The sequence below is a fragment of the Gordonia sp. DT30 genome, assembly GCF_049844915.1.
In the GTDB taxonomy this organism is placed as follows: domain Bacteria; phylum Actinomycetota; class Actinomycetes; order Mycobacteriales; family Mycobacteriaceae; genus Gordonia.
In genome coordinates this window covers 372,036-397,665 of record NZ_JBNCLY010000001.1, presented here as the reverse complement: position 1 = coordinate 397,665, position 25,630 = coordinate 372,036, and the positions used below count along the sequence as shown (strand labels likewise).

26 protein-coding genes and 1 riboswitch are annotated in these 25,630 nt (G+C 69.2%); of the genes, 23 read left to right on the top strand and 3 right to left on the bottom strand.

The window, feature by feature from the left end; translation table 11 throughout:
• Positions 1-21: 21 nt before the first annotated feature.
• The 12 genes from ACLQ3C_RS01870 (at position 22) to ACLQ3C_RS01815 (ending at position 13,811) form a co-directional block, all read left to right on the top strand.
• Positions 22-1,686 carry an FUSC family protein gene (locus ACLQ3C_RS01870; protein WP_425702865.1) on the top strand — a complete coding sequence of 555 codons (1,665 nt, stop codon included), beginning with the start codon at positions 22-24 and terminating at the stop codon, positions 1,684-1,686.
• Positions 1,687-1,767: 81 nt separating this feature from the next.
• The gene (locus ACLQ3C_RS01865) at positions 1,768-3,039 is read left to right on the top strand and encodes a lipase family protein (protein ID WP_425702863.1); all 1,272 of its coding nucleotides are present in this window, start codon (positions 1,768-1,770) and stop codon (positions 3,037-3,039) included.
• Between the two features lie 9 nt (positions 3,040-3,048).
• The gene (locus tag ACLQ3C_RS01860) at positions 3,049-3,687 is read left to right on the top strand and encodes a response regulator (RefSeq protein ID WP_425702861.1); all 639 of its coding nucleotides are present in this window, start codon (positions 3,049-3,051) and stop codon (positions 3,685-3,687) included.
• Positions 3,684-4,955 (top strand): sensor histidine kinase, encoded by a 1,272-nt coding sequence (locus ACLQ3C_RS01855; RefSeq protein WP_425702859.1) that lies wholly within the window; start codon positions 3,684-3,686, stop codon positions 4,953-4,955. Before ACLQ3C_RS01860 ends, ACLQ3C_RS01855 begins: the two co-directional genes overlap by 4 nt.
• 475 nt (positions 4,956-5,430) lie before the next feature.
• Positions 5,431-5,745, top strand: a complete 315-nt coding sequence (gene mihF, locus ACLQ3C_RS01850) for an integration host factor, actinobacterial type (RefSeq protein WP_425702858.1) — start codon at positions 5,431-5,433, stop codon at positions 5,743-5,745.
• A 62-nt stretch (positions 5,746-5,807) separates the two neighbouring features.
• The gene (gene gmk, locus ACLQ3C_RS01845; RefSeq protein WP_425702856.1) at positions 5,808-6,365 is read left to right on the top strand and encodes a guanylate kinase; all 558 of its coding nucleotides are present in this window, start codon (positions 5,808-5,810) and stop codon (positions 6,363-6,365) included.
• A gap of 77 nt (positions 6,366-6,442) precedes the next feature.
• Complete coding sequence (gene rpoZ, locus ACLQ3C_RS01840) at positions 6,443-6,742, top strand: DNA-directed RNA polymerase subunit omega (RefSeq protein WP_425702854.1); 300 nt, start codon at positions 6,443-6,445, stop codon at positions 6,740-6,742.
• Positions 6,743-6,761: 19 nt separating this feature from the next.
• On the top strand, positions 6,762-8,024 hold the full coding sequence (gene coaBC / locus ACLQ3C_RS01835) for a bifunctional phosphopantothenoylcysteine decarboxylase/phosphopantothenate--cysteine ligase CoaBC (RefSeq protein ID WP_425702853.1): 1,263 nt from the start codon (positions 6,762-6,764) through the stop codon (positions 8,022-8,024).
• 106 nt (positions 8,025-8,130) lie between these two features.
• A complete protein-coding gene (gene metK / locus ACLQ3C_RS01830; protein ID WP_425702851.1) occupies positions 8,131-9,342 on the top strand; it encodes a methionine adenosyltransferase in 1,212 nt (403 codons plus the stop codon).
• Between the two features lie 80 nt (positions 9,343-9,422).
• Positions 9,423-11,381, top strand: coding sequence for a primosomal protein N' (locus tag ACLQ3C_RS01825; protein WP_425702952.1), 1,959 nt, complete (start codon positions 9,423-9,425; stop codon positions 11,379-11,381).
• Positions 11,382-11,433: 52 nt separating this feature from the next.
• Positions 11,434-12,375, top strand: a complete 942-nt coding sequence (gene fmt / locus ACLQ3C_RS01820; RefSeq protein WP_425702849.1) for a methionyl-tRNA formyltransferase — start codon at positions 11,434-11,436, stop codon at positions 12,373-12,375.
• Positions 12,372-13,811 carry an RsmB/NOP family class I SAM-dependent RNA methyltransferase gene (locus ACLQ3C_RS01815; RefSeq protein ID WP_425702848.1) on the top strand — a complete coding sequence of 480 codons (1,440 nt, stop codon included), beginning with the start codon at positions 12,372-12,374 and terminating at the stop codon, positions 13,809-13,811. The genes fmt and ACLQ3C_RS01815 overlap by 4 nt, the downstream gene beginning before the upstream one ends.
• 111 nt (positions 13,812-13,922) lie before the next feature.
• On the opposite strand, the gene ACLQ3C_RS01810 is transcribed toward ACLQ3C_RS01815, so the two are convergent.
• Together ACLQ3C_RS01810 and ACLQ3C_RS01805 are read right to left on the bottom strand one after the other, a co-directional pair.
• Positions 13,923-14,063 (bottom strand): hypothetical protein, encoded by a 141-nt coding sequence (locus ACLQ3C_RS01810; protein WP_425702846.1) that lies wholly within the window; start codon positions 14,061-14,063, stop codon positions 13,923-13,925.
• Positions 14,064-14,076: 13 nt separating this feature from the next.
• Positions 14,077-14,343 carry a helix-turn-helix domain-containing protein gene (locus ACLQ3C_RS01805; RefSeq protein WP_425702844.1) on the bottom strand — a complete coding sequence of 89 codons (267 nt, stop codon included), beginning with the start codon at positions 14,341-14,343 and terminating at the stop codon, positions 14,077-14,079.
• A gap of 104 nt (positions 14,344-14,447) precedes the next feature.
• Here ACLQ3C_RS01805 and map point away from each other — a divergent pair, with 104 nt between their 5' ends.
• Genes map through ribD form a run of 3 tightly spaced genes read left to right on the top strand, consistent with a single transcriptional unit; the run spans position 14,448 to position 16,980 of the window.
• The gene (gene map / locus ACLQ3C_RS01800; RefSeq protein ID WP_425702843.1) at positions 14,448-15,212 is read left to right on the top strand and encodes a type I methionyl aminopeptidase; all 765 of its coding nucleotides are present in this window, start codon (positions 14,448-14,450) and stop codon (positions 15,210-15,212) included.
• A gap of 39 nt (positions 15,213-15,251) precedes the next feature.
• Positions 15,252-15,929 carry a ribulose-phosphate 3-epimerase gene (rpe, locus tag ACLQ3C_RS01795; RefSeq protein ID WP_425702950.1) on the top strand — a complete coding sequence of 226 codons (678 nt, stop codon included), beginning with the start codon at positions 15,252-15,254 and terminating at the stop codon, positions 15,927-15,929.
• Positions 15,930-15,933: 4 nt separating this feature from the next.
• Entirely contained in the window at positions 15,934-16,980 is a 1,047-nt protein-coding gene (ribD, locus tag ACLQ3C_RS01790) for a bifunctional diaminohydroxyphosphoribosylaminopyrimidine deaminase/5-amino-6-(5-phosphoribosylamino)uracil reductase RibD (RefSeq protein WP_425702841.1), read from the top strand.
• Here ribD and ACLQ3C_RS01785 read toward each other — a convergent pair.
• Complete coding sequence (locus ACLQ3C_RS01785; RefSeq protein WP_425702839.1) at positions 16,969-17,244, bottom strand: lipopolysaccharide assembly protein LapA domain-containing protein; 276 nt, start codon at positions 17,242-17,244, stop codon at positions 16,969-16,971. The genes ribD and ACLQ3C_RS01785 overlap by 12 nt on opposite strands.
• A gap of 138 nt (positions 17,245-17,382) precedes the next feature.
• Positions 17,383-17,540, top strand: a riboswitch (FMN riboswitch).
• A 51-nt stretch (positions 17,541-17,591) separates the two neighbouring features.
• On the opposite strand from ACLQ3C_RS01785, the gene ACLQ3C_RS01780 reads away from it, so the two are divergent.
• The 8 genes from ACLQ3C_RS01780 to ACLQ3C_RS01745 are packed head-to-tail and all read left to right on the top strand — an operon-like array spanning position 17,592 to position 25,543.
• A complete protein-coding gene (locus tag ACLQ3C_RS01780; RefSeq protein ID WP_425702837.1) occupies positions 17,592-18,314 on the top strand; it encodes a riboflavin synthase in 723 nt (240 codons plus the stop codon).
• Positions 18,314-19,630, top strand: a complete 1,317-nt coding sequence (locus tag ACLQ3C_RS01775; RefSeq protein ID WP_425702835.1) for a bifunctional 3,4-dihydroxy-2-butanone-4-phosphate synthase/GTP cyclohydrolase II — start codon at positions 18,314-18,316, stop codon at positions 19,628-19,630. The genes ACLQ3C_RS01780 and ACLQ3C_RS01775 overlap by 1 nt, the downstream gene beginning before the upstream one ends.
• Entirely contained in the window at positions 19,627-20,142 is a 516-nt protein-coding gene (gene ribH, locus ACLQ3C_RS01770; RefSeq protein WP_425702833.1) for a 6,7-dimethyl-8-ribityllumazine synthase, read from the top strand. Before ACLQ3C_RS01775 ends, ribH begins: the two co-directional genes overlap by 4 nt.
• 23 nt (positions 20,143-20,165) lie before the next feature.
• Complete coding sequence (locus tag ACLQ3C_RS01765) at positions 20,166-20,627, top strand: PH domain-containing protein (protein WP_425702831.1); 462 nt, start codon at positions 20,166-20,168, stop codon at positions 20,625-20,627.
• A gap of 9 nt (positions 20,628-20,636) precedes the next feature.
• Positions 20,637-21,524: an SAM-dependent methyltransferase gene (locus ACLQ3C_RS01760; protein ID WP_425702829.1), complete on the top strand. Its 888-nt coding sequence runs from the start codon at positions 20,637-20,639 to the stop codon at positions 21,522-21,524.
• 10 nt (positions 21,525-21,534) lie between these two features.
• The gene (gene uvrC / locus ACLQ3C_RS01755; protein ID WP_425702827.1) at positions 21,535-23,577 is read left to right on the top strand and encodes an excinuclease ABC subunit UvrC; all 2,043 of its coding nucleotides are present in this window, start codon (positions 21,535-21,537) and stop codon (positions 23,575-23,577) included.
• A gap of 47 nt (positions 23,578-23,624) precedes the next feature.
• The gene (rapZ, locus tag ACLQ3C_RS01750) at positions 23,625-24,542 is read left to right on the top strand and encodes an RNase adapter RapZ (RefSeq protein WP_425702825.1); all 918 of its coding nucleotides are present in this window, start codon (positions 23,625-23,627) and stop codon (positions 24,540-24,542) included.
• A complete protein-coding gene (locus ACLQ3C_RS01745) occupies positions 24,539-25,543 on the top strand; it encodes a gluconeogenesis factor YvcK family protein (protein ID WP_425702823.1) in 1,005 nt (334 codons plus the stop codon). The genes rapZ and ACLQ3C_RS01745 overlap by 4 nt, the downstream gene beginning before the upstream one ends.
• The last annotated feature ends 87 nt before the right edge of the window (positions 25,544-25,630 follow it).

Here is a 25,630-nt window from a genome sequence, read left to right as displayed (position 1 = left end):
ACCGGAGCAGGAGGGGAACCGATGCGCCTGTCCCGCAGCGGCTGGCTCGCCGCGACCGGCATGGCGCTGCGCCCCGCCGTCGCTCCTTGGGCGCTGCGACCGGCGGCCGCGGTGATCGTCGCGGCCGCCGCGGTCTGTGCCATCGGCATCCCACTCGGCCGCCCCGACCTCGTTGCGGTGTGCCTGTTCGGCACCGCGTGCGCCGCGGTGCTCGCCGACCGCACCGGCACCCGAGCGATCTGTGCGACGTCGTTGCTCTGGCAGGCACTGGGCGCCTGCGCGGGTATCGCACTCGGCTCGCTCACCCATGGGCCGATCGGCTCGGTCGTGCTCGCCGGCGCGGTGGGCGCGTTCTCCGGGCCACTGGGACGTCTGGGGCGGGCGGGTGCCGGTGCCGGCCTGATGGCGATCATCGGGGTGGCGTTTGCCGCGTTCGGCGGCTCTGCGTTGTCGTGGTATCAGCAATGCCTGTGCTATCTCGCCGGCACCGCGGCGATCGCCGTCGCCGATCTCGGACCGTGGCCGTGGCGGCCGCGAGATGTGCGGCGGGCCGCGGTCGTGGAGGTGTTCCGGGCGTGCGCGGCGGTGTTCGAGTCGGCGGGCAGCCGCGCGGCGCCCACCGCGCGGTCCGGGCTCGTCGCCGCATCACAGCGCGCGCGGAAGGTGGTCTTCGGGCCTCGCCTGCGGTGGCGACGGCGGCCGGTGCCGTACGAGGACGTGTGGCGACGCGCCGCCGACGCCGCACTGCAGGCCGCTGCCGCGACGGTCGATCGGCAGGCTCGACCGGCCGAGGCCGCACAAATGCGCATCTGGGCCGACGCTCTCCAGAATGGCGACCGAATCGACTGGCCCACAGCAGAACCGGTGGATGTGGCCCCTCCGGCCGAGCTGCGAGCCCGGGCGGTCGTGGGGCGCGGGGCATGGGCCGACGGCATCCGGATCGGCTGGTGCATGGCGCTGGCGACGGCGGTCACCCTGCTGTTGCACGACCCCGGACATGCACTGTGGATCCCGTTGACGGTCAGCGTTCTGGTGCGTCCCGAATACGGCACGGTGTTCGTCCGGGTCGTCAACCGGCTCGCCGGCACGCTCGCCGGCGGTGCGCTCGCGGCGGCCCTGCTCCTGGTGCTGGGCAGCGGGCCGCCCGTCGCGGCCGCCGCGGCGATCGCCATCGGCTTCTCGGTCGCCGCGGCCCCGAAGTCCTACGCGCTCAGTGTGATCGGTGTGACTTGTGGAGCGCTGATGAGCGCATCGATCGCGACCGCGGACCCCGTCGTGCCGCTCGTTCGGGTGGGCGACACCCTGATCGGCGCGGCGATCGCGGTCGTCTTCGGCTTCGTGCTGTGGCCCGGCCGGGGAGCCCCCGACCCGTCGCAGGGGTTGCGCGCCGCGGTCACCGCGAGCGCCGACTACCTGCGGGCGGTGACCACGGGAACGGACGTGGCCGCGGCCTCGGAGCAGGCGTACACGGCGGCAGGCAACGCCATCGACCTGAGCCGGGCCGCCCTACTCGAGCCACCACCGGTCGGCGCCCTCGCCCGCCGATCCCTGGCCCGGTCCCTGGCCGTGAAGTCGATCGTCGACGAGATCACCGCACTGCGCCGCCACGGCGGCGACTCCACTGCCGCGGTCCTGCGCGGCCGGCTGGCAAATATCGAGAACGAGTCCACCGCAGGCGGCGAGTAGGCGTCGGTCGGCCCGTCGGCCCGATAGTCTCATCTTCCGGACGGTGCACTCCGCGCGCCCGACACGAGCAGGAGACGCGAGATGACCGTTCGCAGACAACGATCGGCGGCGGTGCTCATCGCCGTCGCGCTGACACTGCTGAGCTGGGCGATGGCCGGTGCGGGCCTGCCGGGAGCGGCGGCCGCCGACCCGCCCGGCAACGGGTTCGATAGCGCGCCACCATCGTTCACCGACGCGGCGCCGGGCGCGGTGCTGCGCACGCGTGAGGTCACCATCGGGATCGCCGGCGTCGCGACGCCGCTGCGCGCCACCCAGGCGCTCTACCGCACCACCGACCAACAGGGCGCACCGAGTACCACGGTGACCACCGTGGTGCGTCCGCCGACCGCGCCCGCCGCGACACGTCTGGTCAGTTTTCACATGGCCTACGACGGACTCGGCGCGGCCTGCGACCCGTCCTATACCCTCCAAGGCGACGATCCGACGCGGGTCACCGTCGTCGAACAGACGGCGATGGCACGGTATCTCGCCGCCGGCTACACCCTGGTCGTCTCCGACTACGAGGGGCCGGACCTGGAGTGGACCGTGGGGCGCCAGTCCGGCTACGCCGCCCTCGACGGCATCCGCGCCGCCGAGTCGGTGTTGCGGCTGCCGCGCAGTACCCCGGTGGGACTGGTCGGCTATTCGGGCGGGTCGGTACCCACCGACTACGCGGCCGAGGTCGCACCCCGATACGCCCCCGAGCTGCGCATCGTCGGCGCCGCCGCCGGCGGACTTCCCGTGGAACTGGCACACAACCTGCCGTATGTGAGCGGATCGAGTCAGTGGGCGGGGGTCATCCCCGCGATCGTGGTCGCCTACCAGCGCGCCTACGGACTCGACACCTCGTCGTTCCTGTCGCCCCGTGGAACCCAGCTGACATCGACGGTCGCCGACGAGTGCATCGCCGCGTTCGCCGCGAGGTATCCGGGGCTCACCGATGCCGAGATGGTCCGCGGCCCCTTCCGATCGCTCTTGGACGTGCCCGCGGTGGCAGCTGCGCTGAACGACAACATCATGGGTACCGCAGGAACACCGCGGATTCCGATGTTCCTGGGTGTCGGGCATTCCGACGCCACCGGGGACTCGGTGATGATCACCGGCGACGTCCGCACCCTGGGGCGAACGTTCTGCGGCCGCGGCGTCCGTGTCGACTTCCACACCTACGAGGGCAAGTCGCACGGTGCGGCGTACGTACCCTTTGCCGCCGACGGCTTCGACTTCCTGGCCGCCCGATTCGCCGGCCGTCCGGCCATCGACACCTGCGCGGTCATCGCACCCGGCCCGGCGCTGGCACCGATCCCGGTGCCGTAGGAGGTCACTGTGAACCGGACCATCAGTGTCGTCGTCGTCGACGACCACCCGTTCTTCCGGGACGGGCTTGCTCGCGGACTGGCCGCCGGCGGAGCAATCCGGGTGCTCGGCGAAGCCCCCGACGCGCGCACCGGCATCGAGGTGATCGGCGACCTGAAACCCGACGTGGCGGTCGTGGACTACCAGATGCCGGGCATGACCGGCATCGATCTCGTCCATGCGCTCACGCGGGACAAGTCGGCAACCAAGGTGCTGCTGCTGTCGGCGATCACCGATTCGGTGGTCGTCTTCGATGCACTGCGCGAGGGCGCCGCGGGCTACATGTCCAAGGATTCCGACCGCGACGCCATCATCGCCGCGGTCGAACGGGTGGCCCGCGGTGGCACGGTCGTACCACCTGAGCTCGCCGCTGGGGTGGTCGATCAGATCCGCGCCCATTCCGAGCCGGACGCGCCGGCGCTGAGCGAACGGGAAAGCCAGGTACTCAACGGCTTTGCGCGTGGACTGTCCATCCCGCAGATCGCCGCCGAGCTCTACATCGGGGCATCCACCGTCAAGACCCATGCGGCCAACCTGTACCAGAAGCTCGGCGTCTCCGATCGGGCTGCGGCCGTCGCCGAGGGCATGCGGCGCCGCCTGATCGAATGAGCAGGCGACGCATTTCCCGAGCGGGTTTCACCGCCTGGGGTTTCTCCGGGTCGGGGGAGCCGGCCCTCGACCGCATCCTCTATCAGCACGCGCTGTTGGGTTTGCGGGTACAGGTCGTCCTGCGGCTGACCTTGACGGTGTTCCTGGTACTGGTCGTCGCGCTCGACCCGCCCGCGCAGTTGCGTGCCCCGATCTGGGCGGTCGTCGGCGCCTATCTCGCCTGGGCGCTGGCGAGTATCGCGCCGGCCCGGCGGGCGGCCCGGCGCACGCTGCGCTGGGCATGGCTGGCCCTGCTCGTCGACCTGCTCGCGCTCACCGCCGTCGCGGTGCTCGCCGCACGTTCGGATCAGACGAGCTGGACCTCCGATGTGTTGCTCACCGGATTCGCGTTCATCCCGATGGCCGCGGCGACGCAGTTGCGCCCGGCGGTGTGTGCGGCGATCGCGGTACCGACCACGCTGGTGTTTCTTCTCACCAGCGCCGCTGCCCGGTCTGCCAACGGCGAGCCGTGGTCGTCGGTGCTGTTGCACACGCTCGTGATCGCCGGGCTGGGCGCGGGCAGCATCCTGCTCTCGGCCGTGGCCCGCTCACGGGTGCTCACGATCGCCACCCTGGCCCGGGAACGCTCGGAGCTACTCGACGACGCGGTGCGGATCGAGGCCCGTGAGCGTCGCGAACTCGCCGAGGCGCTGCACGACGGCGCACTGCAGTTCGTGCTCGCCGCCCGGGCCGAGATGGACGCCGTGCGACGCGGCGAGCCCGTCGCCATCGACCGGGTGGACACCGCGCTCGCACAGTCCGGCCGGCTGTTGCGTTCGACACTCGCCGCGCTGAATCCGGCCGTCCTCGAACGTCACGGGTTGTCCACCGCGATCACCGAACTTGCGCGGGCAACCGAATCGTCGTCGGACCTGTCGATTCTCGTAGACACCGCGGCCTGGCCCGATCATCCGACCGCCGCCGACGCCCTGCTCTTCGCGGCCGCGCGCGAACTGCTGGGCAATGTGGTCCGGCACGCCCGGGCCCGGCACGTCGAGATGACCCTGGAACACGCCGACGGGCAGGCCCGACTCGTGGTGGTGGACGACGGGATCGGGATCACCGACGACGACGTGTCGCAGCAGAGCCTCGACGCGCGGATGGCGAACGGACACCTCGGTCTCGCATCACGGCGCGTGCGGCTGGCCGTCGCCGGCGGATCATTGTCGGTGCGGCCCCGGACCGGGAGCGGAACGGTGGCCGTGGCAACCGTGCCACTCGAGCCGTGAGGTGGGCGGCGCCCCGCCGACGAGTGCACGACACGCGCAACACGCAATCGATGTTCCGAAAAATCGTGGCCGATCACATCTGTCGCAGCAGTCCCATCCGCATCGGTCACCGATGGCCGAGACCGTCGGCCCGGTAGCTGCTCTCCGTTGGCTGCGATCTCATTCTTACGTCGCTCACCTGCGGTTATCGTCGCAACACGTCAGGGCCCCGGGGTAGGGTGGTCCTCGGTCCGCCCGCACATCAGGGTCGATCCGCGGGCAACCTACAGCACCGCCATCACGGCGCTTACCAGGGGTGGCCCTCGCAAATGCCTGCTCACGTGGGTACGGTCGCTTTCGCCGCATCCAATCGGTGAGTGCAGGTCGCAGCGTTTGCTCGCGGCGGCCCACCGCCCCCGCTTCGAGCGGCCACACGCCACCGGGCACCACATGGTGCCGGTGCAGTCCAGATCGAGAACGAAAGACGGAGGAACCCGTGGCGCTTCCCCAGTTGACAGACGAGCAGCGCGCCGCTGCGTTGGAGAAGGCTGCTGCCGCCCGCCGAGCGCGCGCCGAACTCAAAGAGCGGCTCAAGCGTGGCGGCACTGACCTCAAGCAGGTGCTCAAGGACGCCGAAGACGACGAGATCTTGGGCAAGATGAAGGTCTCGGCTCTGCTCGAAGCCCTGCCGAAGGTCGGCAAGGTCAAGGCGCAGGAAATCATGACCGAGCTGGAGATCGCCCCGACCCGCCGCCTGCGCGGTCTCGGTGACCGTCAGCGCAAGGCGCTGCTCGAGAAGTTCAGCTCCTGATCGAGCACGTCCAACACAGCAGCGTGACGGCGACACAGCCCACACGTACGAGGGGCCGACTGGTGGTACTGGTCGGCCCCTCTGCTGTGGGCAAGTCGACGGTGGTGTCGCGGGTCCGGGAACTGCTCCCGGCGCTGTGGTTCAGCGTGTCGGCAACCACTCGAGAGCCGCGGCCGGGCGAGGTCGACGGTCGCGATTATCACTTCGTGTCGCGCGCCGAGTTCGATCACATGATCGCCGCAGGCGAGTTGCTCGAATGGGCCGACATCCACGGCGGGTTACAGCGTTCGGGGACGCCGCTGCACCCCGTGGAGACGGCTCTGGCCTCCGGGGCGCCGGTCCTGCTGGAGGTCGACCTCACCGGTGCCCGCAACATCCGCCACCGGCTTCCCGAGGCGGTCCTGGTGTTCCTGGCGCCGCCGAGCTGGGACGAACTCGAGTCACGATTGCACGGCCGGGGCACCGAAACGCCCGAGGCGATCGACGCGCGATTGACCACCGCACGCAGCGAGATGGCTGCTCAGGACGAGTTCGATCACGTCATCGTCAACTCCCGGGTCGACCGCGCCGCCGAAGAATTGGTATCCTTGCTGGTCGGACCCGAATCAGCGGCGAGCTGACCCGTCGCATGGCGCGGACACCGCCGATTCGGAGCCTCAGACCTCCCACCCAGAGACACACCACCGCAGGAGTTCGCGTGAGCACGCAGACCAATTTCGACATGACCGAGATCGCCGACGCCCCGTCATACGACACGCCGTTGGGCATCACCAACCCGCCGATCGACGACCTGCTCGAGCGCGCGTCGTCGAAGTACGCGTTGGTGATCTTCGCGGCGAAGCGCGCTCGTCAGATCAACGACTACTACAACCAGCTCGGCGATGGCATCCTCGAATACGTGGGACCGCTGGTGGAGCCGGGTCTGCAGGAGAAGCCGCTGTCGATCGCGATGCGTGAGATCCACTCCGATCTGCTCGAGCACACCGAGGGCGAGTAAGAGCCCCACGGGTCTGCAGATGACCGCAGCCACGACCGCGGCGGCGCCGCGTAGCCGCAAACGCATCCTCGTCGGGGTGGGTGGTGGTATCGCCGCCTACAAGGTGTGTTCGCTCATCCGGCACTTCACCGAGGCCGGCCACGATGTTCGGGTGGTGCCGACACGTGCCGCGCTGAAATTCGTCGGCGCGGCCACCTTCGAGGCACTCTCGGGTAATCCCGTCAGCACCGAGGTGTTCGACGATGTCGATGAGGTCGTCCACGTACGCCTCGGTCAGGGCGCGGACCTGGTGATCATCGCGCCCGCGACCGCCGACCTGCTGGCGCGCGCCGCCGGCGGGCGAGCCGACGATCTGCTGACCGCATCGCTGCTGGTCGCAACGTGTCCCGTGCTCTTCGTGCCCGCGATGCACACCGAGATGTGGCGGCACGGCGCGACCCAGGCCAATGTCGCCACGTTGCGCGACCGCGGCAACATCGTCATGACGCCGGCCTCCGGCCGGCTCACCGGGGCCGACAGCGGACCGGGTCGGCTACCCGAACCGCAGGAGATCGCCCTGGTGGGCGAGCTGCTGCTGGATCGTCCCGATGCGTTGCCGCACGATCTGACCGGGGTTCGCGTGCTGATCAGCGCAGGCGGGACGCGCGAATCCCTGGACCCGGTCCGCTTCCTCGGCAATCACAGCTCCGGGAAACAGGGCTACGCACTGGCGCGGGCCGCGGCCCAGCGGGGCGCCGAGGTCACCGTGGTGTCCGGATCGACCAACGGGGCCGGGGAGCCGCCGGCGGTCGAGGTGGTGCCGATCGACACCGCCCGTGAACTCGCCACGGAGATGACCACCCGCGCTGCTCGGGCCGACGTGGTGATCATGGCCGCGGCGGTCGCCGACTTCCGGCCGGTCTCGACGGCCGAATCGAAGATCAAGAAGGGTGCCCACGGCCCGGAACCCGTCGAACTGACCACCAACCCCGACATTCTGCGGGGCCTCGTCGAGGCCCGTGATGCCGGACGCATTGCCGCGGACACCGTCATCGTCGGATTCGCCGCCGAGACCGGCGACGAGAGCGGTGGTGTGCTCGATCACGGTCGTGCGAAACTCAAACGCAAAGGCTGCGACCTGCTGGTGGTGAATGCGGTCGGCAACGGCAAGGCTTTCGGCACCGAGGACAACACCGGCTGGTTGCTCTCGGCGCAGGGCGAGGAGACGGCACTGCCGCTGGGTACCAAAACACTCATGGCGAGCCGGATACTTGACGAGGTTCGTTCCCTGGTGCCTGATTGATCAGGCCTGGACGCCCATCACACGGGCGCCAGGTGGCCCTGTGTAGTTTTGTTCTACGTTCACCGGCGATGTCAGCGCGTCGCCGTCACGACCTCGAGAGGATCCGATGTCCAGCTCTGCGTCACGCCTTTTCACCAGCGAGTCCGTCACCGAGGGGCATCCGGACAAGATCTGTGACGCGATCAGCGACGCGGTCCTCGACGCCATCCTCACGACAGATCCCAAAGCCCGGGTCGCCGTGGAGACGCTTGTCACCACCGGTCAGGTGCACGTCGCCGGCGAGGTGACGACCACGGCCTACGTCGACATCCCCGGCATCGTGCGCGCCAAGATCCTCGACATCGGGTACGACTCGTCCACCAAGGGCTTCGACGGCGCCTCGTGTGGCGTGAACGTCGCGATCGGCGCGCAGTCCCCGGACATCGCCGGCGGTGTCTTCAACTCCCACGAGAACCGCAGCGGCATCTCCGAGGACGAGATCGACGCGCAGGGCGCCGGTGACCAGGGCCTGATGTTCGGGTACGCCACCAACGAGACCCCCGAGTACATGCCGGTGCCGATCGCACTCGCGCACCGGCTCTCGCGCCGGCTCACCGAGGTCCGCAAGTCCGGCGCACTGCCGTACCTGCGTCCCGACGGCAAGACCCAGGTCACCATCGAATACGACGGCGACAAGCCGATCCGGCTCGACACCGTGGTGCTCTCGACCCAGCACGCGGCCGACATCGACCTGCACAACATGCTGACCCCCGACATCCAGAGCCAGGTCGTCGACCCGGTGCTCGGCGAGATCGGCCTGCCCGATCTCTCGACCGAGGGTTACCGCCTGCTGGTGAATCCGACCGGCAAGTTCGTGCTCGGTGGTCCGATGGGGGACGCGGGACTGACCGGCCGCAAGATCATCGTCGACACCTACGGCGGCATGGCCCGCCACGGCGGCGGTGCGTTCTCCGGCAAGGACCCGTCAAAGGTGGACCGCAGCGCCGCCTACGCGATGCGCTGGGTGGCCAAGAACGCGATCGCCGCCGGCCTCGCCGACCGGATCGAGGTGCAGGTCGCCTACGCGATCGGCCGCGCCGCGCCCGTCGGGTTGTTCGTGGAGACCTTCGGTACCGAGAAGACCGATCCGATCGTCATCCGGCGCGCCATCTCCGAGGTGTTCGACCTGCGTCCGCTCGCGATCATCCGCGACCTCGACCTGCTGCGCCCGATCTACGGCCCGACCGCCGCGTACGGCCACTTCGGCCGTACCGACGTCGATCTGCCGTGGGAGCGCACCGACCGCGCCGAGAAGCTGCGCGCGGCCGCCGGACTGTAGCTGCTGCGTTGGCGGTCGGTGCCCAGCGTGCCGGGGCTCGTGAACGTGCCCGCACAGCGCCCATCGCCCGGGTCCTGCCGATGCTGGGGTTGGCCCATCTCGACCGCCCCTTCGACTACCTGATCGACTCCGACCAGGATGCCGACGCGGTGCCCGGCGTCCGGGTCCGGGTTCGGTTCGCCGGTCGCCTCGTCGACGGATTCCTGCTCGACCGCATCGACGAGTCCGACCACGAGGGCCGGCTGGGCTGGATCGATCGCATCGTGTCGGCCGAACCGGTGCTGTCACCGCAGATGGCGCGGGTATGCCGAGCGGTCGCCGATCGCTATGCGGGCACCATGTCGGATGTGTTGCGGCTCGCCGTCCCGCCCCGCCACGCCCGGACCGAGGCGCAGGCGACGCCGCCACCGACCACCGAGGTCGTCGCGCCGGATCGCGGTGCCTGGCAGATCTACCGCACCGGCGCGTCGTTCCTCGAATCGTTGGCGTCGGGCAACCCGCGGGCGGTGTGGCAGGCGGTGCCGGGGGAGAGCTGGCCGCATCGGCTCGCCGACCTCGCCGCGCTGACCGCCGCAGCCGGCCGTGGCGTGGTGATCGTCGTACCCGATCAGCGAGATCTCGACCGCCTCGCGGCGGCATGTGAGCCCATGCTCGGTGATCGTTGCGTCACACTCTCCGCCGGCCTGGGTCCCACCGCCCGGTACCGCCGCTGGCTCGCGGTGCGGCGCGGCGCCGCCGACGTCGTCCTCGGCACGCGCAGTGCGATTTTCGCACCGGTGCACGACCTGGGTCTGATCATCGTGTGGGACGACGGCGACGACAGCCTGAACGAGCCGCGCGCGCCGTACCCGCATCCCCGCGAGATCGCGGTGCTGCGCGCGCACCACGAGCAGGCCGGGCTGGTGATCGGTGGGTTCGCCCGGACCGCCGAATCGCAGGCACTGGTCAGCTCGGGCTGGGCGCACGACCTGGTCGCCGACCGCACCGTGGTGCGTGAACATTGCGCCGCCATCGAGGCGATCACCGATGAGGACATACGGGTCGCCCGAGACCCGCTGGCACGCACCGCGCGCATCCCGGCCGTCGCCTTCGACGCGGCGCGCCGGGCGCTGAGCGCCGACGCCCCCGTGCTGTTCAGCGTTCCACGACGCGGATACATCCCGTCGCTCGCGTGTGCCCGCTGCCGGGCGCACGCGCGCTGCCGTGCCTGCCACGGACCACTGCAGATGGACGCCGGCGGGTCGCTGTCGTGCCGGTGGTGTGGGCGTCCCGAAACCAACTTCCGGTGCCCGGACTGCGGCGGAAACCGGGTCCGTGCACTGACCCTCGGTGCCCGCCGCACCGCCGAGGAACTCGGTCGGGCCTTCGCAGGTGCACCGGTGATCACCAGTGGCGGTGGCGCCATGGTCGACGAGTTGCCGCCGGGCGCCCGGGTGGTCGTGGCGACTCCCGGCGCCGAGCCGGTGGCACCGGGCGGCTACGGCGCGGCGGTCATCCTCGACACCTGGGCCCAGCTCGATCGCGCCGACCTGCGTGCCGAAGAAGACGCGGTACGCCGATGGACGGCGATCGGTGCCCAGGTCCGCCCCCGCCGCGACGGCGGCACGATGGTGATCGTCGCCGACTCCACGCTGCATCCAGTACAGGCCCTGATCCGCTGGGACCCAGTCGGTTTCGCCGAGACCGAGCTGTCCCGCCGTGCCGAGCTCGGATTCCCGCCCGCGGTCACGATGGCATCGGTCGACGGCCCGGCCGACCTGGTCACCGACTTCATCGGGCTCGTCGACCTGCCCGACGGCGCCGACCTCCTCGGCCCGGTGCCGCTGCCCGACGGGGTGCGGGCGCCCGCGGGCAGTGCCGAGTGGGACCGGCCGGGCGGGCATGGCGCCCCCGACGAGATCGAGCGAATTCTGGTGCGCACCGACCGTGGAGACGGCCGAGCCCTGGCGCGGGCGCTGACCGCGGCGCAGATCCGGCGCAACGCGCAACGGGAGACCGGACCGATCCGGGTGCAGGTCGACCCGCCTACGATCGGGTGAGCGTCGCGCACCCGCGCACGCCAGAAGATCCCAGCGAGTGGAGGCAACCGGCGTGAGAATCGTGTTCGCGGGAACACCGGAGGTGGCGGTGCCGTCGCTGCGACGGCTCATCGACGGGGCCGCGCACGAGGTCGTCGGCGTCATCTCGCGCCCGGACGCGGTCTCGGGCCGCGGCCGCAGGGTTCATCGGGCACCGGTCGCCGAACTCGCCGACGCCCACGGCATTCCGGTACTTACCCCGCGCCGGCTCGGCGAGCCGGAAGTCGAAGCGACCCTTCATGACTGGGACCCCGAAGCCGGTGCCGTCGTCGCGTACGGCGGGCTGGTACCACCGTCGCTGCTCGGACTGCCCACGCACGGCTGGATCAACCTGCACTTCTCGGTGCTGCCGGCCTGGCGTGGCGCCGCACCCGTACAGGCGGCCATCGCGGCCGGCGACACCACCACCGGCGCGACCACGTTCCGGCTCGAGAAGGGTCTGGACACCGGACCGGTCTACGGCGTGCTCACCGAGACGATCCGGGCCACCGACACCAGCGGCGAACTGCTCGACCGGCTCGCCGCGGCGGGAGCAGGGCTGCTCGTCGACACCCTCTCGGGCATCGAGCGCCGAGAGCTGGACCCGGTGCCACAGCCCGCCGACGGGATCAGTCACGCGCCGAAGGTCGAGGTCGACGATGCGCGCGTCCGATGGGACCTGCCCGCCCACATCGTCGAGCGCCGCATCCGGGCACACACCCCAGCCCCCGGCGCCTGGACGACATTCGGAGACGTCCGCCTCAAACTCGGTCCCGTCACCCCCGTGGACGCCGACGACACCGCCGACAACCGGCCCGCGCCGGGCGTCGTCGAGGTCACCAAGAAGGCCGTGCTCGTCGGGACCGCCACCACCCCGGTCCGGCTCGGTACCGTACAGCCACCCGGCAAGAAACCGATGCCTGCCACCGACTGGGCGCGCGGAGCCCGGCTCGACGAGGGGAGCGTGCTCGGATGAGCAGACCGCAGAGCGGACGGAATGACCGGCGCGGCAACGATGCCAGGGTCCGAGACGCCAAGGTTCGCGACGCCAAGGTTCGCGACAAGGCCGTCGACCCGGTACGCGCCACCGCACGCGACGTGTTGCGCGCCGTGCGCGAGCGAGACGCCTACGCCAACCTGGTGTTGCCGAAGATGCTGCGGGAGCGCCACATCACTGGCCGCGATGCGGCGCTGGCCACCGAATTGACCTACGGCGCCGCGCGGGCGCAGGGCGTGCTCGACGCGGTGATCGCCGCCGCGGCCAAGCGTCCGGTCGCCGAGATCGACGGGACGCTGCTCGATGTGCTGCGGCTGGGCGCCTACCAATTGCTACGCACCCGGATCGGCGCGCACGCGGCCGTCGACACGTCGGTGGATCTGGTGCGCGCCGAATCGGGGATGGGCCCGGCCGGATTCGCGAACGCGGTGCTGCGCAAGGTGTCCCAACGCGACGAGCAACTCTGGGTCGATGAACTCGCACCCTCTTTGGCCGATGACCCCATCGGACATCTGGCGTTCCGCTATGCCCACCCGCGCTGGATCGCGGAGGTGTTCTACGACGCGCTCGGACACTCCTACGGGCAATTGCAGGCCGCGCTGGCCGCCGACGACGAGCGTCCGCCGGTCCACCTGGTGGCCCGCCCGGGATTCATCACCGCCGAAGAGCTCGCGCTCACCAGCGGGGGCGAGGTCGGCCGGTACTCGCCGTACTGTGTCTATCTGCCCGGCGGGGATCCCGGTGACGTGGAGGCGATCCGGCAGGGCTACGCCGGGGTGCAGGACGAGGGCAGTCAACTGGTTGCGCGCGCCGTCACCGTCGCCGACATCGGTACCGACGACGGGCGCTGGCTGGACATGTGTGCCGGTCCCGGCGGGAAGGCGGCGCTCATCGGTGCTCTCGCCGACATCGACGACGCCCATCTCGACGCCGTCGAGGTGAGCGAACATCGTGCCGACCTCATCCGCGGAGTGGTGCGCGACCTGCCCGTCGACGTCCACGTCGCCGACGCACGGGATGTCACCGGCCACACCGGGCTGGAACCCGGTTTCGACCGGATCCTGCTCGATGCGCCGTGTACCGGACTGGGCTCGCTACGGCGCCGGCCGGAGGCGCGATGGCGGCGCCGGCCCTCCGATGTTCCGGAACTCGTTGCGCTGCAACGGGAGTTGCTCATCGAGGCGCTCCGGCTGGTGCGTCCCGGTGGGGTGGTGGTGTACTCCACGTGCTCGCCGCATCCGGCCGAGACCACCGATCTGGTGGCCGGGGTCCTCGCCGAGGCGCCCGGTGCGCGCCAACTCGATGCACGTCCGCTCGTCGGTGCCGCCGACCTCGGTGACGGTCCGCATGTGCAACTCTGGCCGCACGTTCACGGCACCGACGCGATGTTCCTGGCCGCACTCACTCGAGACTGACCGCCGTACCGACCACGGTGGTGGCGGTACCGGTGAGGGTTCCCCCGGCCCGATCGATCACGCTGCCGACCCCGGTCAGGATTCGGTCGATCACATCGGCCGGTGCCTGCGTCAGGTCTGCGCCGAGACGACGATGTCGAATGTCCGGCCGAAGGAATCCCATTCCTCGAACCTGGCGCCGAAGGATTCGGCCATCTCACGTGCGGGATGGGATCGGGCGAGCGGGCCGCATGCGTGGGAGTTCTCGGTCATGGTTGACCCGGGTTCAGACGGCGACGTCGTCGGCCGCCGATGTGCGCCAGACGTCGACGGCCTCGGTGATCGGCAGACCGATGGCGTCACAGATCGCGACCACGGTGCCGAAACTCGGGCTGGGAATCCGGCCGACCTCGATCTTGCGCAGCGTCTCCGGTGAGATACGTGCCTGGCGGGCAACGGTTTCGGGATCTTGCCCGGCGCGAGACGATCGCAGGAGGGCACCGAGCCGGCGGCCGGCATCGATCTGCTCTGGGGACAGTGGAACACGCACCATGGTATAAGTATACCGTGGTATAAAAATACCGGGTATAAAAATACCGGGTATTGAGAAATATCGGGTATTGAGAAATATCGTAACTTGCTCTGATCGGAGTGTGCATGATCGAACTGAAGTCCCCGGCGGAGATCGAGAAGATGGCGGTCACCGGCCGGTTCGTCGCCGAGGTCTTGGCGACCCTGGGTGCGCAAGCAGAGCCGGGGGTGGACCTGCTGACGCTCGAAGCCCGTGCCCGGCGGATGCTCGAGGAACGCGGTGCGGTGTCCTGCTACTGGGACTATTCACCGTCGTTCGGCCGCGGCCCATTTCGCAATGTGATCTGCCTTTCGGTGAACGACGCTGTGCTGCATGGTCTTCCGCGCGAGCACGTACTCGCCGACGGCGACGTTCTCACGATGGACCTGGCGGTGTCCATCGACGGGTGGGTGGCCGACGCTGCGATCACCGTGCAGATCGGTGAACCCCGCGAACGGGTGAGCGCGCTGATCGAGTCCACCCGCCGCGCCCTGGCTGCCGGGATCGGGGCGGCGGTGCCGGGTGGGCGGCTCGGTGATATCTCGGCCGCGATCGGTGAGGTGGCCGACGCCGAGGGCTATCGGGTCAACACCGACTTCGGGGGTCATGGACTCGGCCGGACCATGCACGAGGATCCGCACATCCCCAATCGTGGCCGCCCCGGACGGGGGATGCGGCTGAAGGCGGGCATGACCCTGGCCCTCGAACCGTGGTGGGGACTGGGTACCGACGAGCTGGTCGTCGACCCCGATGGCTGGACGCTGCGCCTCGCGGACGGTCAGCCCGGCGCACATACCGAGCACACGATCGCGATCACCGACGACGGACCACGCATTCTCACCACAACGTGACTAGTAGGGTTGTCTGCCATGAGTTCCCCGACTGCCCCGATGATCGCGCCCTCGATCCTCTCGGCCGATTTCGCCAACCTCGCCGCCGAGGCGGCCGCGGTCTCCGGGCCGGGACCCGCGCGCGCGGACTGGCTGCACGTCGACGTGATGGATGCCCACTTCGTGCCGAATCTGACCCTGGGGCTGCCCATCGTCGAGAGCCTGCTCAAGGCCACCGACATCCCGCTCGACTGCCACCTGATGATCGAGAACCCGGCGCGCTGGGCACCGCCGTACGCCGAGGCCGGTGCCCACAACGTCACATTCCATGCCGAGGCCACCGATGACCCGATCGCCGTCGCCAGGGATCTTCGGTCGGCCGGAGCCAAGGCGGGGCTGGCGATCAAACCGGGTACGCCGCTCGACCCGTATCTGGAGATCCTCCGCGACTTCGACACCCTGCTCGTGATGAGTGTCGAACCGGGTTTCGGGGGCCAGAAGTTCATGCCCGAGGTACTCGACAAGGTCCGCGCGATCCGCAAGATCGTCGATGCCGGCGAGTTGCGACTGCTCGTCGAGATCGATGGCGGCATCCACGACGGCACCATCGCCGAGGCCGCCGAGGCCGGTGTCGATTGCTTCGTCGCCGGGTCCGCGGTGTACGGAGCGCAGGACGCGGGCGCAGCAGTGGCCGCACTGCGGGCGAAGGCCGCCGCCGCACGCGCGCACGCGCACTGAGGTGATGACTCGCCACGAAGACCTCGGCGACGAGCCGTCCCTACTCGCGGCGATGCGCGAGGCGATCGCCGAATCACGTGGGGCGCTTGGGCTTTCGACTCCGAATCCGGCGGTCGGGGCGCTCCTGATCGCGCCGGACGGATCCGAGATCGCCCGTGGTCATACGCAGCGGGCCGGTGGGGCGCACGCCGAGATCGAGGCGTTGCGCGCAGCCGGTGCCGCGGCGCGGGGGGCGACTGCCGTCGTCACACTCGAACCCTGCAATCACACCGGCCGGACCGGACCGTGTGCGGATGCCCTGATCGACGCGGGCGTGGGCCGGGTGGTGTACGCGGTCGGCGACCCCGATCCGACCGCATCCGGCGGGGCCGATCGCCTGCGCGATGCCGGTGTCGAGGTGATCGCGGGGATCGGTGCGGACGGCGCGCGCCGCGGGCCGTTGCGCGGCTGGCTCTTTCGGCAGCGCTACGGCCGGCCTCTGGTCACCGTGAAGATCGCGGCCACCCTCGACGGCCGGATCGCCGCGCCGGACGGCACGAGTCAGTGGATCACCGGTCCGCAGGCACGGGCCCGGGTACATCGGCAGCGCGCCGAACTCGACGCCATCATCGTCGGCACCGGTACCGTGCTGACCGACGATCCGGCGCTGACTGCCCGCCGACCCGACGGCAGCCTGCACGAACGTCAGCCTGTCCGGATCGCCATGGGGGAGCGTGCCATTCCCGCAACCGCCCGGATCCGCGATGCCGCTGTGTCCGAGTTCCGGCACGTCAGCAGCCACGATCCGGCGGACGTGCTCGCGGCACTTCCCGAGGCCACGTGGGTGCTGGTGGAGGGTGGGCCGGGCATCATCGGTGCCTTCCTCGACGCCGGGCTGGTCGACGAGATGGAGTCCTACGTCGCACCGAAGGTGCTGGGAGCCGGGCCGTCGGCAGTCGAACGCGTGGGAGCCATCACGCTCACCGATGCCGCCGACATGCGGTTGGCGGGCGTGGAGCAGATCGGTCCCGACGTGCTGATCCGCGCCCAGACCACTCGGCTATTGCCGTGAGCCCTTGCGCGCGCCGTTGCGGCCCAGCACCCAGCCGGCGATGAGACCGCCGACCGCCACCACGGTGATGATCAGCCACTGCCACGAGCCGATCGAGAAGACCAGGAATCGCACCTGTACGTGCTGGGTGTTCTGGGCGATGAAGATGATGGCGGCGACCACCAGGATCAGTGGGAGCCAAAAGCGCTTGAGCAATCCGAGGGCGACGTCGCCGACGCTGCGGCGGCTCCCTGTGGACCGCCCAGGTGTTGCCTTGTCGGCCATGGTGGCGTCGCCTTTCGTCAGATGCGCTCCGGTGCCGGAGGCAGAGTGTGGGCGAATCCTATCCCAGCGACGTACGTCACCATCGGTAACCGGACCGCTGTACTGGTTGACCCGCTTATGCCGTGCTAACTTCGATATGTACGTTCTCGGGGCGGGGTGCAATTCCCCACCGGCGGTGATGGTGACGCTTGAAACGGCGCATCGAGCCCGCGAGCGCCTGTCCGATGGGACGGGGTCAGCAGATTCCGGTGTGAACCCGGAGCCGACGGTCACAGTCCGGATGCGAGAGAACAAGACGGTGACGCGCCGTCCTGTCTGCTCCGAGCGAGCACGACAGGAGGTAGCGGATGTTCACGGGAATTGTCGAAGAACTGGGCACCATTGTCGGACGGGATGATCTCGTCGACGCGGCCCGACTCACCATTCGTGGCCCCCGGGTCACTTCCGACGCCGGCTTCGGCGATTCGATCGCGGTGAATGGCGTCTGTCTGACAGTCGTCGAATTCGACCAGCAGCAGTTCACGGTCGATGTGATGGCCGAAACGCTCCGTCGCAGTTCCCTCGACCGTCTCGGGCCCGGAAGTCCGGTGAATCTCGAACGCGCCATGCGCGCCGACGGCCGCTTCGGCGGGCACATCGTGCAGGGCCACGTCGATGGCACCGGGACCATCGTGTCGGTGACGCCGTCACAGAACTGGACGGTCGTACGAATCGGCGTGGCGCCCGAATTGAGTCGCTATCTCGTGGAGAAGGGTTCGATCACCGTCGACGGTGTCTCCCTTACGGTTTCGGCCATCGGGTCGGATCCACCCGGCGCCGGGTACGAAGCGGGCGAGTGGTTCGAGATCTCGCTGATTCCCACCACATTGCAGGAGACCAACCTCGGCGCGGCGGCGGTCGGGTCGGTGGTCAACCTCGAGGTCGACGTCCTCGCCAAATACGTCGAGCGCCTGCAGGCCACCCGGAGCGCCGCGGCCACGCAGAGCGCCGCGGCCACGCAGAGCGCCGCGGCCACCCAGAACACACATAATTCGACCGCCGGGGTGTCCGGCGCAGCAGAGGTGAAGTGATGAGCGAGACGACGAGTGAAACCCCACGTGTGCGAGTGCCTCTCGACACCGTCGAGCGCGCCATTGCCGACATCGCGGCCGGAAAGGCCGTCGTCGTGGTCGACGATGAAGATCGCGAGAACGAGGGCGATCTGATCTTCGCCGCCGAGATGGCCACCCCGGAGTTGGTGGCGTTCATGGTGCGTTACACCTCCGGATACTTGTGCGTGCCGCTGGCCGGTGATGACTGCGACCGGCTCGGGTTGCCGCCGATGTACTCGATGAACCAGGACAAACACGGCACCGCGTATACGGTCACCGTCGACGCCCGGGAGGGCATCGGTACCGGCATCAGTGCCTCCGACCGCGCGACGACGATGCGGTTGCTGGCCGATCCGGCGAGCAGCGCCGGCGACTTCACGCGACCCGGTCATGTGGTTCCGTTGCGCGCCAAGGAGGGTGGTGTGCTGCGCCGCCCCGGCCACACCGAGGCCGCCGTCGATCTGGCGCGGTTGGCCGGGCTCGCCCCGGCCGGTGTGATCTGCGAAGTGGTGTCGCAGAAGGATGTCGGCTCGATGGCCCAGACCGACGAGCTGCGCGTCTTCGCCGACGAGCACGATCTTGCCCTCATCTCCATCGCCGATCTCATTGCCTGGCGGCGCCGCCACGAGAAGCATGTCGTGCGGGTCGCCGATGCCCGAATCCCTACCCGGCACGGCGATTTCCGGGCTGTCGGCTACACCAGCATCCACGACGACGTCGAGCATGTCGCGCTGGTGATGGGCGACATCGCGGGGGCGGACGGGACCGGCAGTGACGTGCTGGTGCGCGTGCATTCCGAATGCCTCACCGGTGATGTCTTCGGTTCGCTGCGCTGCGACTGCGGACCTCAGCTCGATGCCGCCATGGAGCTGGTCGCCGCCGAGGGCCGTGGGATCGTGCTCTACATGCGCGGTCACGAGGGCCGCGGCATCGGCCTACTGCACAAGCTGCAGGCATATCAGCTCCAGGACGCCGGCTCGGACACCGTCGACGCCAATCTGCAGCTCGGGTTGCCCGCCGATTCCCGCGATTACGGGCTGGGTGCGCAGATCCTGGTCGACCTGGGGGTGACCTCGATGCGGTTGCTGACCAACAATCCGGCCAAGCGGGTGGGACTCGACGGATACGGATTGCATATCGTGGAGCGCGTGCCGATGCCGGTGCGCGCCAACAAGGAGAATTTGCGATATCTGCGGACCAAGCGTGACCGAATGGGACACGACCTCGCCGGACTGGAGAACTGGGACGGTCCGGACACCTTGGACTCGGCAGCCGGAGATGGAGGACCTGCATGAGTGGACACGGTGAACCGACCCTCGAGCTGGGCGACGCGGGAACGCTGCGGGTGGCGATCGTCTCCTCACAATGGCACGCCACCATCTGTCGGGCACTCCTCGACGGGGCAGTGCGCGCGGCCGCCGATCATGGCCTCACCGCACCGACGATCGTGCAGGTGGCCGGTGCCATCGAACTGCCCGTGATCGTGCAGGCGCTCGCCCGGACACACGACGCCGTGGTCGCCCTCGGAGCGGTCATCAAGGGCGAGACCCCGCACTTCGACTACGTGTGCGATGCGGTCACCACCGGGCTGACGCGGGTATCGCTCGACGAGTCGACGCCCGTCGGCAACGGCGTGCTGACCACGTTCACCGAGCAGCAGGCACTGGACCGGGCAGGTCTCCCGGAGTCCAAGGAGGACAAGGGTGCGCAGGCCATGACCGCCGCGCTGGCGTCGGCCCTCACACTTCGGGCCCTGAGTCGCGGCGACACGCAACCGGGCTCGGTGGCGACCGCAACCGCGTCGTGAGCAAGGTTCGACCGGAGACGCCGGTGAGCGACGACAAGCCCACCGAGTGGGATCTGGACTACCGTTCGCGTCGACTGGTGATCATCGCGGTCGCGGTCGCGGTGGTGGTGCTCATCATCCACGTCACGTTCGGTCTTCTGCTCACCATCTCCAACACCGGTCCGGACAACATCGGCTGGTCCGATCAGGCGGCCATCATCGCGCTCGGCGTCGTCATCGCCGGTGCGGTGATGCTCCTCACCCGTCCGCGGCTGCGGGTGGGTGCGCGAGGAGTGGCGGTGCGCAATCTCGCCACCGAACGGTTTTTCACCTGGGACGAGGTTCGCGGACTCTCGTACCCGGACAAGGGCTTCGGGGGCCAACTCGAGTTGCCGCACGACGAACACATCCCGGTCCTGGCCGTCCAGGCCGCCGACGGCGAACGCGCGATCGAGGCGATGGAAAGATATCGCCAGATCGAACAACGCCATCGCCGAGCTCGCTAGGCGGCGTCGTTGACCGACCTCGATGCCCTGGGACGGACCGCGCTGGGCGTCGCCTACCTACGTGCACGTGAATCCGGCCGGGCCGATGCGCTCTTCCAGGACCCGCTGGCCTCGGCCCTGTTCTCGGCGGCCGAGGGCGAGGACGTCGCCTCGACGCCGACTGCCGACTCCGGGACGGGGGACTCCGGGCCGGGAGACTCTGGGACGGGGGATCGGGCTCGTCGCGGGATGTACCACTGGATCGTCGCGCGCACACTGTTTTTCGATGAGCTGTGCCGGCGCGCCGCGGCCGACGGTGTGCGGCAGTTCGTGATCCTCGGATCCGGTCTGGATGCCCGCGCGTTCCGGCTCGATCTCGGGACCGACTCGCTCGTCGTCGAACTCGACCGGCCGGCAGTGATCGATGTCAAGGAGTCGCTGGTGGCCGAGCACGGACTCGCGCCGATCGGTACCCGACGGGTCGTGGCGGCCGACCTCACCGCGGAGTGGTGGCCGGCGCTGTCGTCGGCGGGGGTGACCACCGACGCGCCCATTTGCTGGCTCGCCGAGGGACTCCTGGCCTATCTGGCTCCCGAGGCCGTGTGGCGGGTGATCGACACGATCGGCTCGGCCTCGGTCGGCGGCTCGCGCCTCGGTGCGACGGTGCGCAGTGGTCGCGCGCGGCCGGCGCGCGACCCATATGCCGACGTGGCAAAGCTCTGGCATCCCGACCCCGGCATCGTCGAGCGTCTCACCGGCACCGGCTGGACCTGCGAGCGCACCGATGCGGCGGCGGTACTCGCGGCGTATGGCCGTGACGTCTGCGCGCCGCGCACCGGCGCCACGATCGCAAGCCGGACCGGGTCGAACCTGCTCGCCGCACGGTACGGATCGGTGTCCGTCGGGGTCGCCGACTAGCCTGGGGTGCGTGGCCGACCCGAGTACATACCGTCCCGCTGCGGGGACGATCCCCACCGATCCCGGGGTGTACAAATTCCGCGACGTCCACGGTCGGGTCATCTACGTCGGCAAGGCCAAGAATCTGCGCTCGCGGCTGACGTCCTACTTCGCCGACATCTCGTCGCTGCATCCGCGGACCCGCCAGATGGTCACCACCGCGGCATCGGTGGAATGGACGGTCGTCGGTACCGAGGTCGAGGCGCTGCAACTCGAATACAACTGGATCAAGGAGTTCGACCCGCGGTTCAACGTCCGCTATCGCGACGACAAGAGCTACCCGATGCTCGCGGTCACCCTCAACGAGGAGTATCCGCGGCTGTTCGTCTACCGGGGTCCGCGGCGTCGTGGGGTGCGCTACTTCGGTCCGTATTCACATGCCTGGGCGATCCGCGAGACCGTCGATCTGCTCACTCGGGTCTTTCCGGCGCGCACCTGCTCCAACGGGGTCTTCAAACGCCATGGGCAGATCGACCGTCCGTGCCTGCTCGGCTACATCGACAAGTGTGCGGCGCCGTGTATCGGCCGGGTCAGCGCAGCCGAGCACCGGGAGATCGTCGACGACTTCTGTGACTTCCTGGCCGGGCGCACAGATCAGATGATGAAACGACTCGAACGCGACATGGCCTCGGCGGCAGCAGAACTCGACTTCGAGCGGGCCGCCCGGCTGCGTGATGACCTGTCGGCGATGAAGCGAGCGATGGAAAAGCAGGCGGTCGTCCTCGGCGACGGCACCGACGCCGACATCATCGCGATGGCCGGTGATGAACTCGAGGTGTCGGTACAGATCTTCCATGTGCGCGATGGCCGGGTGCGCGGCGAACGCGGGTGGGTCGTGGAGAAATCCGACGACACCGACATCGGCGAGCAGGTCGGTCAGTTCCTCACCCAGTTCTACGGCACCCAGGTCGATCTCGACGCGACGATCGACGTCGGGGCAGATCGCGTCGGTGCCGAGTCGGTCCCCCGGGAGGTCCTGGTCCCGGCATTGCCCGCCGATCACGAGGAGCTCGCCGAATTCCTCTCCGAACTGCGCGGGAGCAAGGTCAGCCTTCGGGTGCCGCAGCGGGGAGACAAGAAGGCGCTCTTCGAGACCGTGGCCCGCAATGCCGGCGAAGCATTGACCCGGCACAAGTTGCGGCGGGCCGGCGACCTGACCACCCGCTCGGCGGCACTGACCGGGCTACAGGAGGGGCTCGGCCTCGACCAGGCCCCATTGCGCATCGAATGCGTCGACATCTCCCACGTGCAGGGCACCGACGTGGTCGCGTCGTTGGTGGTCTTCGAGGATGGCCTGCCACGCAAATCCGACTACCGGCACTATTCGATCCGCGAGGCCGCCGGCGGTGGACGATCCGACGACGTCGGCTCCATCGCGGAGGTGACCCGCCGCCGATTCCTGCGTCATCGCGCCGATGCCGAGGAAGGGGTGGCGGCCCAGGTCGTCAACCCGGAGACCAAGAAGCCGCGTCGATTCGCCTACCCGCCGAATCTTTTCGTCGTCGACGGAGGTGCGCCCCAGGTACATGCGGCGGCCACCGTACTCGACGAACTCGGCGTCACCGACGTCGCCGTGATCGGATTGGCCAAACGCCTCGAGGAGATCTGGGTGCCCGGTGACGATGAACCGGTGATCCTGCCACGCTCGAGCGAGGCGCTGTTCTTGCTCCAGCGGGTGCGCGACGAGGCGCATCGCTTCGCGATCACCTTCCACCGCAGCAAGCGAAGCAAGCGCATGACCGAATCCGCCCTCGACGGCGTGCCCGGCCTGGGCCGGTCCCGCCGCACCGCGCTGGTCACCCACTTCGGGTCGGTGGCGCGGCTGCGCGAGGCCTCGGTCGAGGACATCGCGGGGGTTCCCGGGATCGGCCCGGGCACCGCCCGGATCGTCCATGATGCATTGGCCGTCGCGGCGAACCCGGATCCGAACGACCCGGCCGCCGAAGAGAGTTCGGCGGCCGAAGGGGGTTCGACGGCAGGCACCGGCGAGAACGTCACGGCGGGCCGATCATGACAGTGCCCGAGGGCGAGGCAGACGGGACCGGGACGGGCGGAGGCAGAATGAAGGGTGAGCGCACAGCGGGGGACGATCGCGTGGACGGTCTGGTGGTGCTCTTCGTCGCGGGGATGTCCGGTGCCGGTCGGTCCACCGTGGCCAATGTCCTGGAGGACGACGGCTGGTACGTCGCCGACAACGTGCCGACCGCATTGATCTCCACCATGGTCGACCTCGTCGCCGGAAGCGATCCGCCGATCCTGCGGCTGGCGATGGTGCTGCGGGCCTCCGATGCAACTCTGGGTGATGAATTACGTTCGTTGCGAGCCCAATTGGAGGCGACCGGCATCCAGACCCGGTTGCTGTTCCTCGATGCCAGTGATCAGGTACTGGTGCGGCGATTCGAGCAGGTGCGCCGACGGCACCCGTTGCAGGGCAGCGAAACCCTGGTCGAGGGGATCGCGCGGGAACGCGTCATCCTTGCCCCCATCAAGGATTCCGCTGACCTCGTGGTGGAGACCTCGTCACTGACGGTGGCGAAACTTCGTGCGGTGGTGGAGGATTCGTACCCGCGTGATGCGAATTCACGTCTGAGTGTCGCGGTACAGTCCTTCGGCTTCAAATACGGGCTGCCGATCGATTCGGACCTCGTCGCCGACGTGCGGTTTCTGCCCAATCCCTACTGGGTGGCCGATCTGCGTGAACTCAACGGACGCGACGCGCCGGTACGTGACTACGTTCTGGGACGCGAGGACGCCGGCCGATTCGTCGATCTCTACGCCGAACTGATCAGCGTCGTGAGCAAGGGCTATCTCCGAGAAGGCAAGCGGTACATGACCGTCAGCATCGGGTGCACCGGTGGTAAACACCGCAGCGTCGCCATTTCCGAAGAACTCGCCCGCCGACTCCGCGCCGACGCCGACGACGCCGGCGCCGCCCGGTATGACGTCCGGGTCATGCACCGGGATCTGGGGCGCGAATGAGTGCCCCGCGGATCGCCGCACTCGGTGGCGGACACGGCCTGTATGCGACGCTGACCGCGATGCGCTACCTGAGCGCACATGTCACGGCGGTCGTCACGGTCGCCGACGACGGCGGTTCCTCGGGCCGGCTGCGATCGGAGCTCGGCGTCATCCCGCCGGGCGATCTGCGAATGGCGATGGCGGCGTTGATGTGTGCGCCCGCCGCACTCGACGGGTTGTCGGCGCGAGCCGATCCCGACGCCGATCGCCGGCGCCATGAACTGTGGGCACAGACGTTGCAGCATCGGTTCGGTGGCTACGGCGCACTGGCCGGACATCCGGTCGGCAATCTGTTGCTGGCCGGGCTGACGGAGGTCCTCGGTGATCCGGTGGCGGCGCTCGACGAGTTGATGCGGGTCTTCGACGTGCAGGGCCGGGTGCTGCCCATGTCGTCGGTGCCACTGGAGATCGAGGCCGACGTGTCGGGGCTCGAATCCGATCCGCGGATCTCTCGCGTCATCCGTGGACAGGTCGCCGTCGCCACGACCCCGGGTAAGGTCCGTCGGGTGCGGCTGTTACCGCCGGAGCCGCCCGCCTGTGAGCCGGTGATCTCCGCCATCGACGAGGCCGATCTGGTGGTGCTGGGCCCGGGCTCCTGGTTCTCCAGCGTCATCCCGCATGTCTTGGTGCCCGGTCTGTTCGAGGCGTTGCAGCGCAGCACTTCCCGCAAGATCCTGATCGTGAACCTGGCACCGGAACCGGGCGAGACCCCGGGATTCTCGGTGGAACGGCACCTGCATGTCCTACATGCGCACGCCGACACCTTCGCGATCGACCATGTCGTCGTCGACGAGTCGTCGGTGCCTGCGGGCCGGGAGCGCGAACACCTCGAACGGGCGGCCGGAATGTTCGGCGCCTCGCTGGAGATCGGCGATCTCGCGGTGCCCGGACGTCACGTTCACGACCCGGCCAAGGTGGCGGGCCTCGTCGAGCAACTGTGCTCTGGTGAACGGACCCGTTAGGCTGACCCGACGTGGTTGGGCGCGCGCAGGGGAGGCCGACGATCAGCGCAGTGTGGGGAGTGGCGGCTCGTATGGTGCCGGTGACAG

Coding starts and splice junctions, on each gene's coding strand:
- map (WP_425702843.1), top strand. CDS start 14,448: ATGATCGAACTGAAGTCCCCGGCGGAGATCGAGAAGATGGCGGTCACC.
- ACLQ3C_RS01855 (WP_425702859.1), top strand. CDS start 3,684: ATGAGCAGGCGACGCATTTCCCGAGCGGGTTTCACCGCCTGGGGTTTC.
- metK (WP_425702851.1), top strand. CDS start 8,131: ATGTCCAGCTCTGCGTCACGCCTTTTCACCAGCGAGTCCGTCACCGAG.
- ACLQ3C_RS01775 (WP_425702835.1), top strand. CDS start 18,314: ATGAGCGAGACGACGAGTGAAACCCCACGTGTGCGAGTGCCTCTCGAC.
- ACLQ3C_RS01805 (WP_425702844.1), bottom strand. CDS start 14,343: ATGGTGCGTGTTCCACTGTCCCCAGAGCAGATCGATGCCGGCCGCCGG.
- ACLQ3C_RS01785 (WP_425702839.1), bottom strand. CDS start 17,244: ATGGCCGACAAGGCAACACCTGGGCGGTCCACAGGGAGCCGCCGCAGC.
- ribH (WP_425702833.1), top strand. CDS start 19,627: ATGAGTGGACACGGTGAACCGACCCTCGAGCTGGGCGACGCGGGAACG.
- rapZ (WP_425702825.1), top strand. CDS start 23,625: ATGAAGGGTGAGCGCACAGCGGGGGACGATCGCGTGGACGGTCTGGTG.
- ribD (WP_425702841.1), top strand. CDS start 15,934: ATGACTCGCCACGAAGACCTCGGCGACGAGCCGTCCCTACTCGCGGCG.
- ACLQ3C_RS01825 (WP_425702952.1), top strand. CDS start 9,423: ATGCTGGGGTTGGCCCATCTCGACCGCCCCTTCGACTACCTGATCGAC.
- ACLQ3C_RS01780 (WP_425702837.1), top strand. CDS start 17,592: ATGTTCACGGGAATTGTCGAAGAACTGGGCACCATTGTCGGACGGGAT.
- coaBC (WP_425702853.1), top strand. CDS start 6,762: ATGACCGCAGCCACGACCGCGGCGGCGCCGCGTAGCCGCAAACGCATC.
- ACLQ3C_RS01815 (WP_425702848.1), top strand. CDS start 12,372: ATGAGCAGACCGCAGAGCGGACGGAATGACCGGCGCGGCAACGATGCC.
- ACLQ3C_RS01870 (WP_425702865.1), top strand. CDS start 22: ATGCGCCTGTCCCGCAGCGGCTGGCTCGCCGCGACCGGCATGGCGCTG.
- ACLQ3C_RS01745 (WP_425702823.1), top strand. CDS start 24,539: ATGAGTGCCCCGCGGATCGCCGCACTCGGTGGCGGACACGGCCTGTAT.
- ACLQ3C_RS01810 (WP_425702846.1), bottom strand. CDS start 14,063: ATGACCGAGAACTCCCACGCATGCGGCCCGCTCGCCCGATCCCATCCC.
- ACLQ3C_RS01865 (WP_425702863.1), top strand. CDS start 1,768: ATGACCGTTCGCAGACAACGATCGGCGGCGGTGCTCATCGCCGTCGCG.
- rpe (WP_425702950.1), top strand. CDS start 15,252: ATGATCGCGCCCTCGATCCTCTCGGCCGATTTCGCCAACCTCGCCGCC.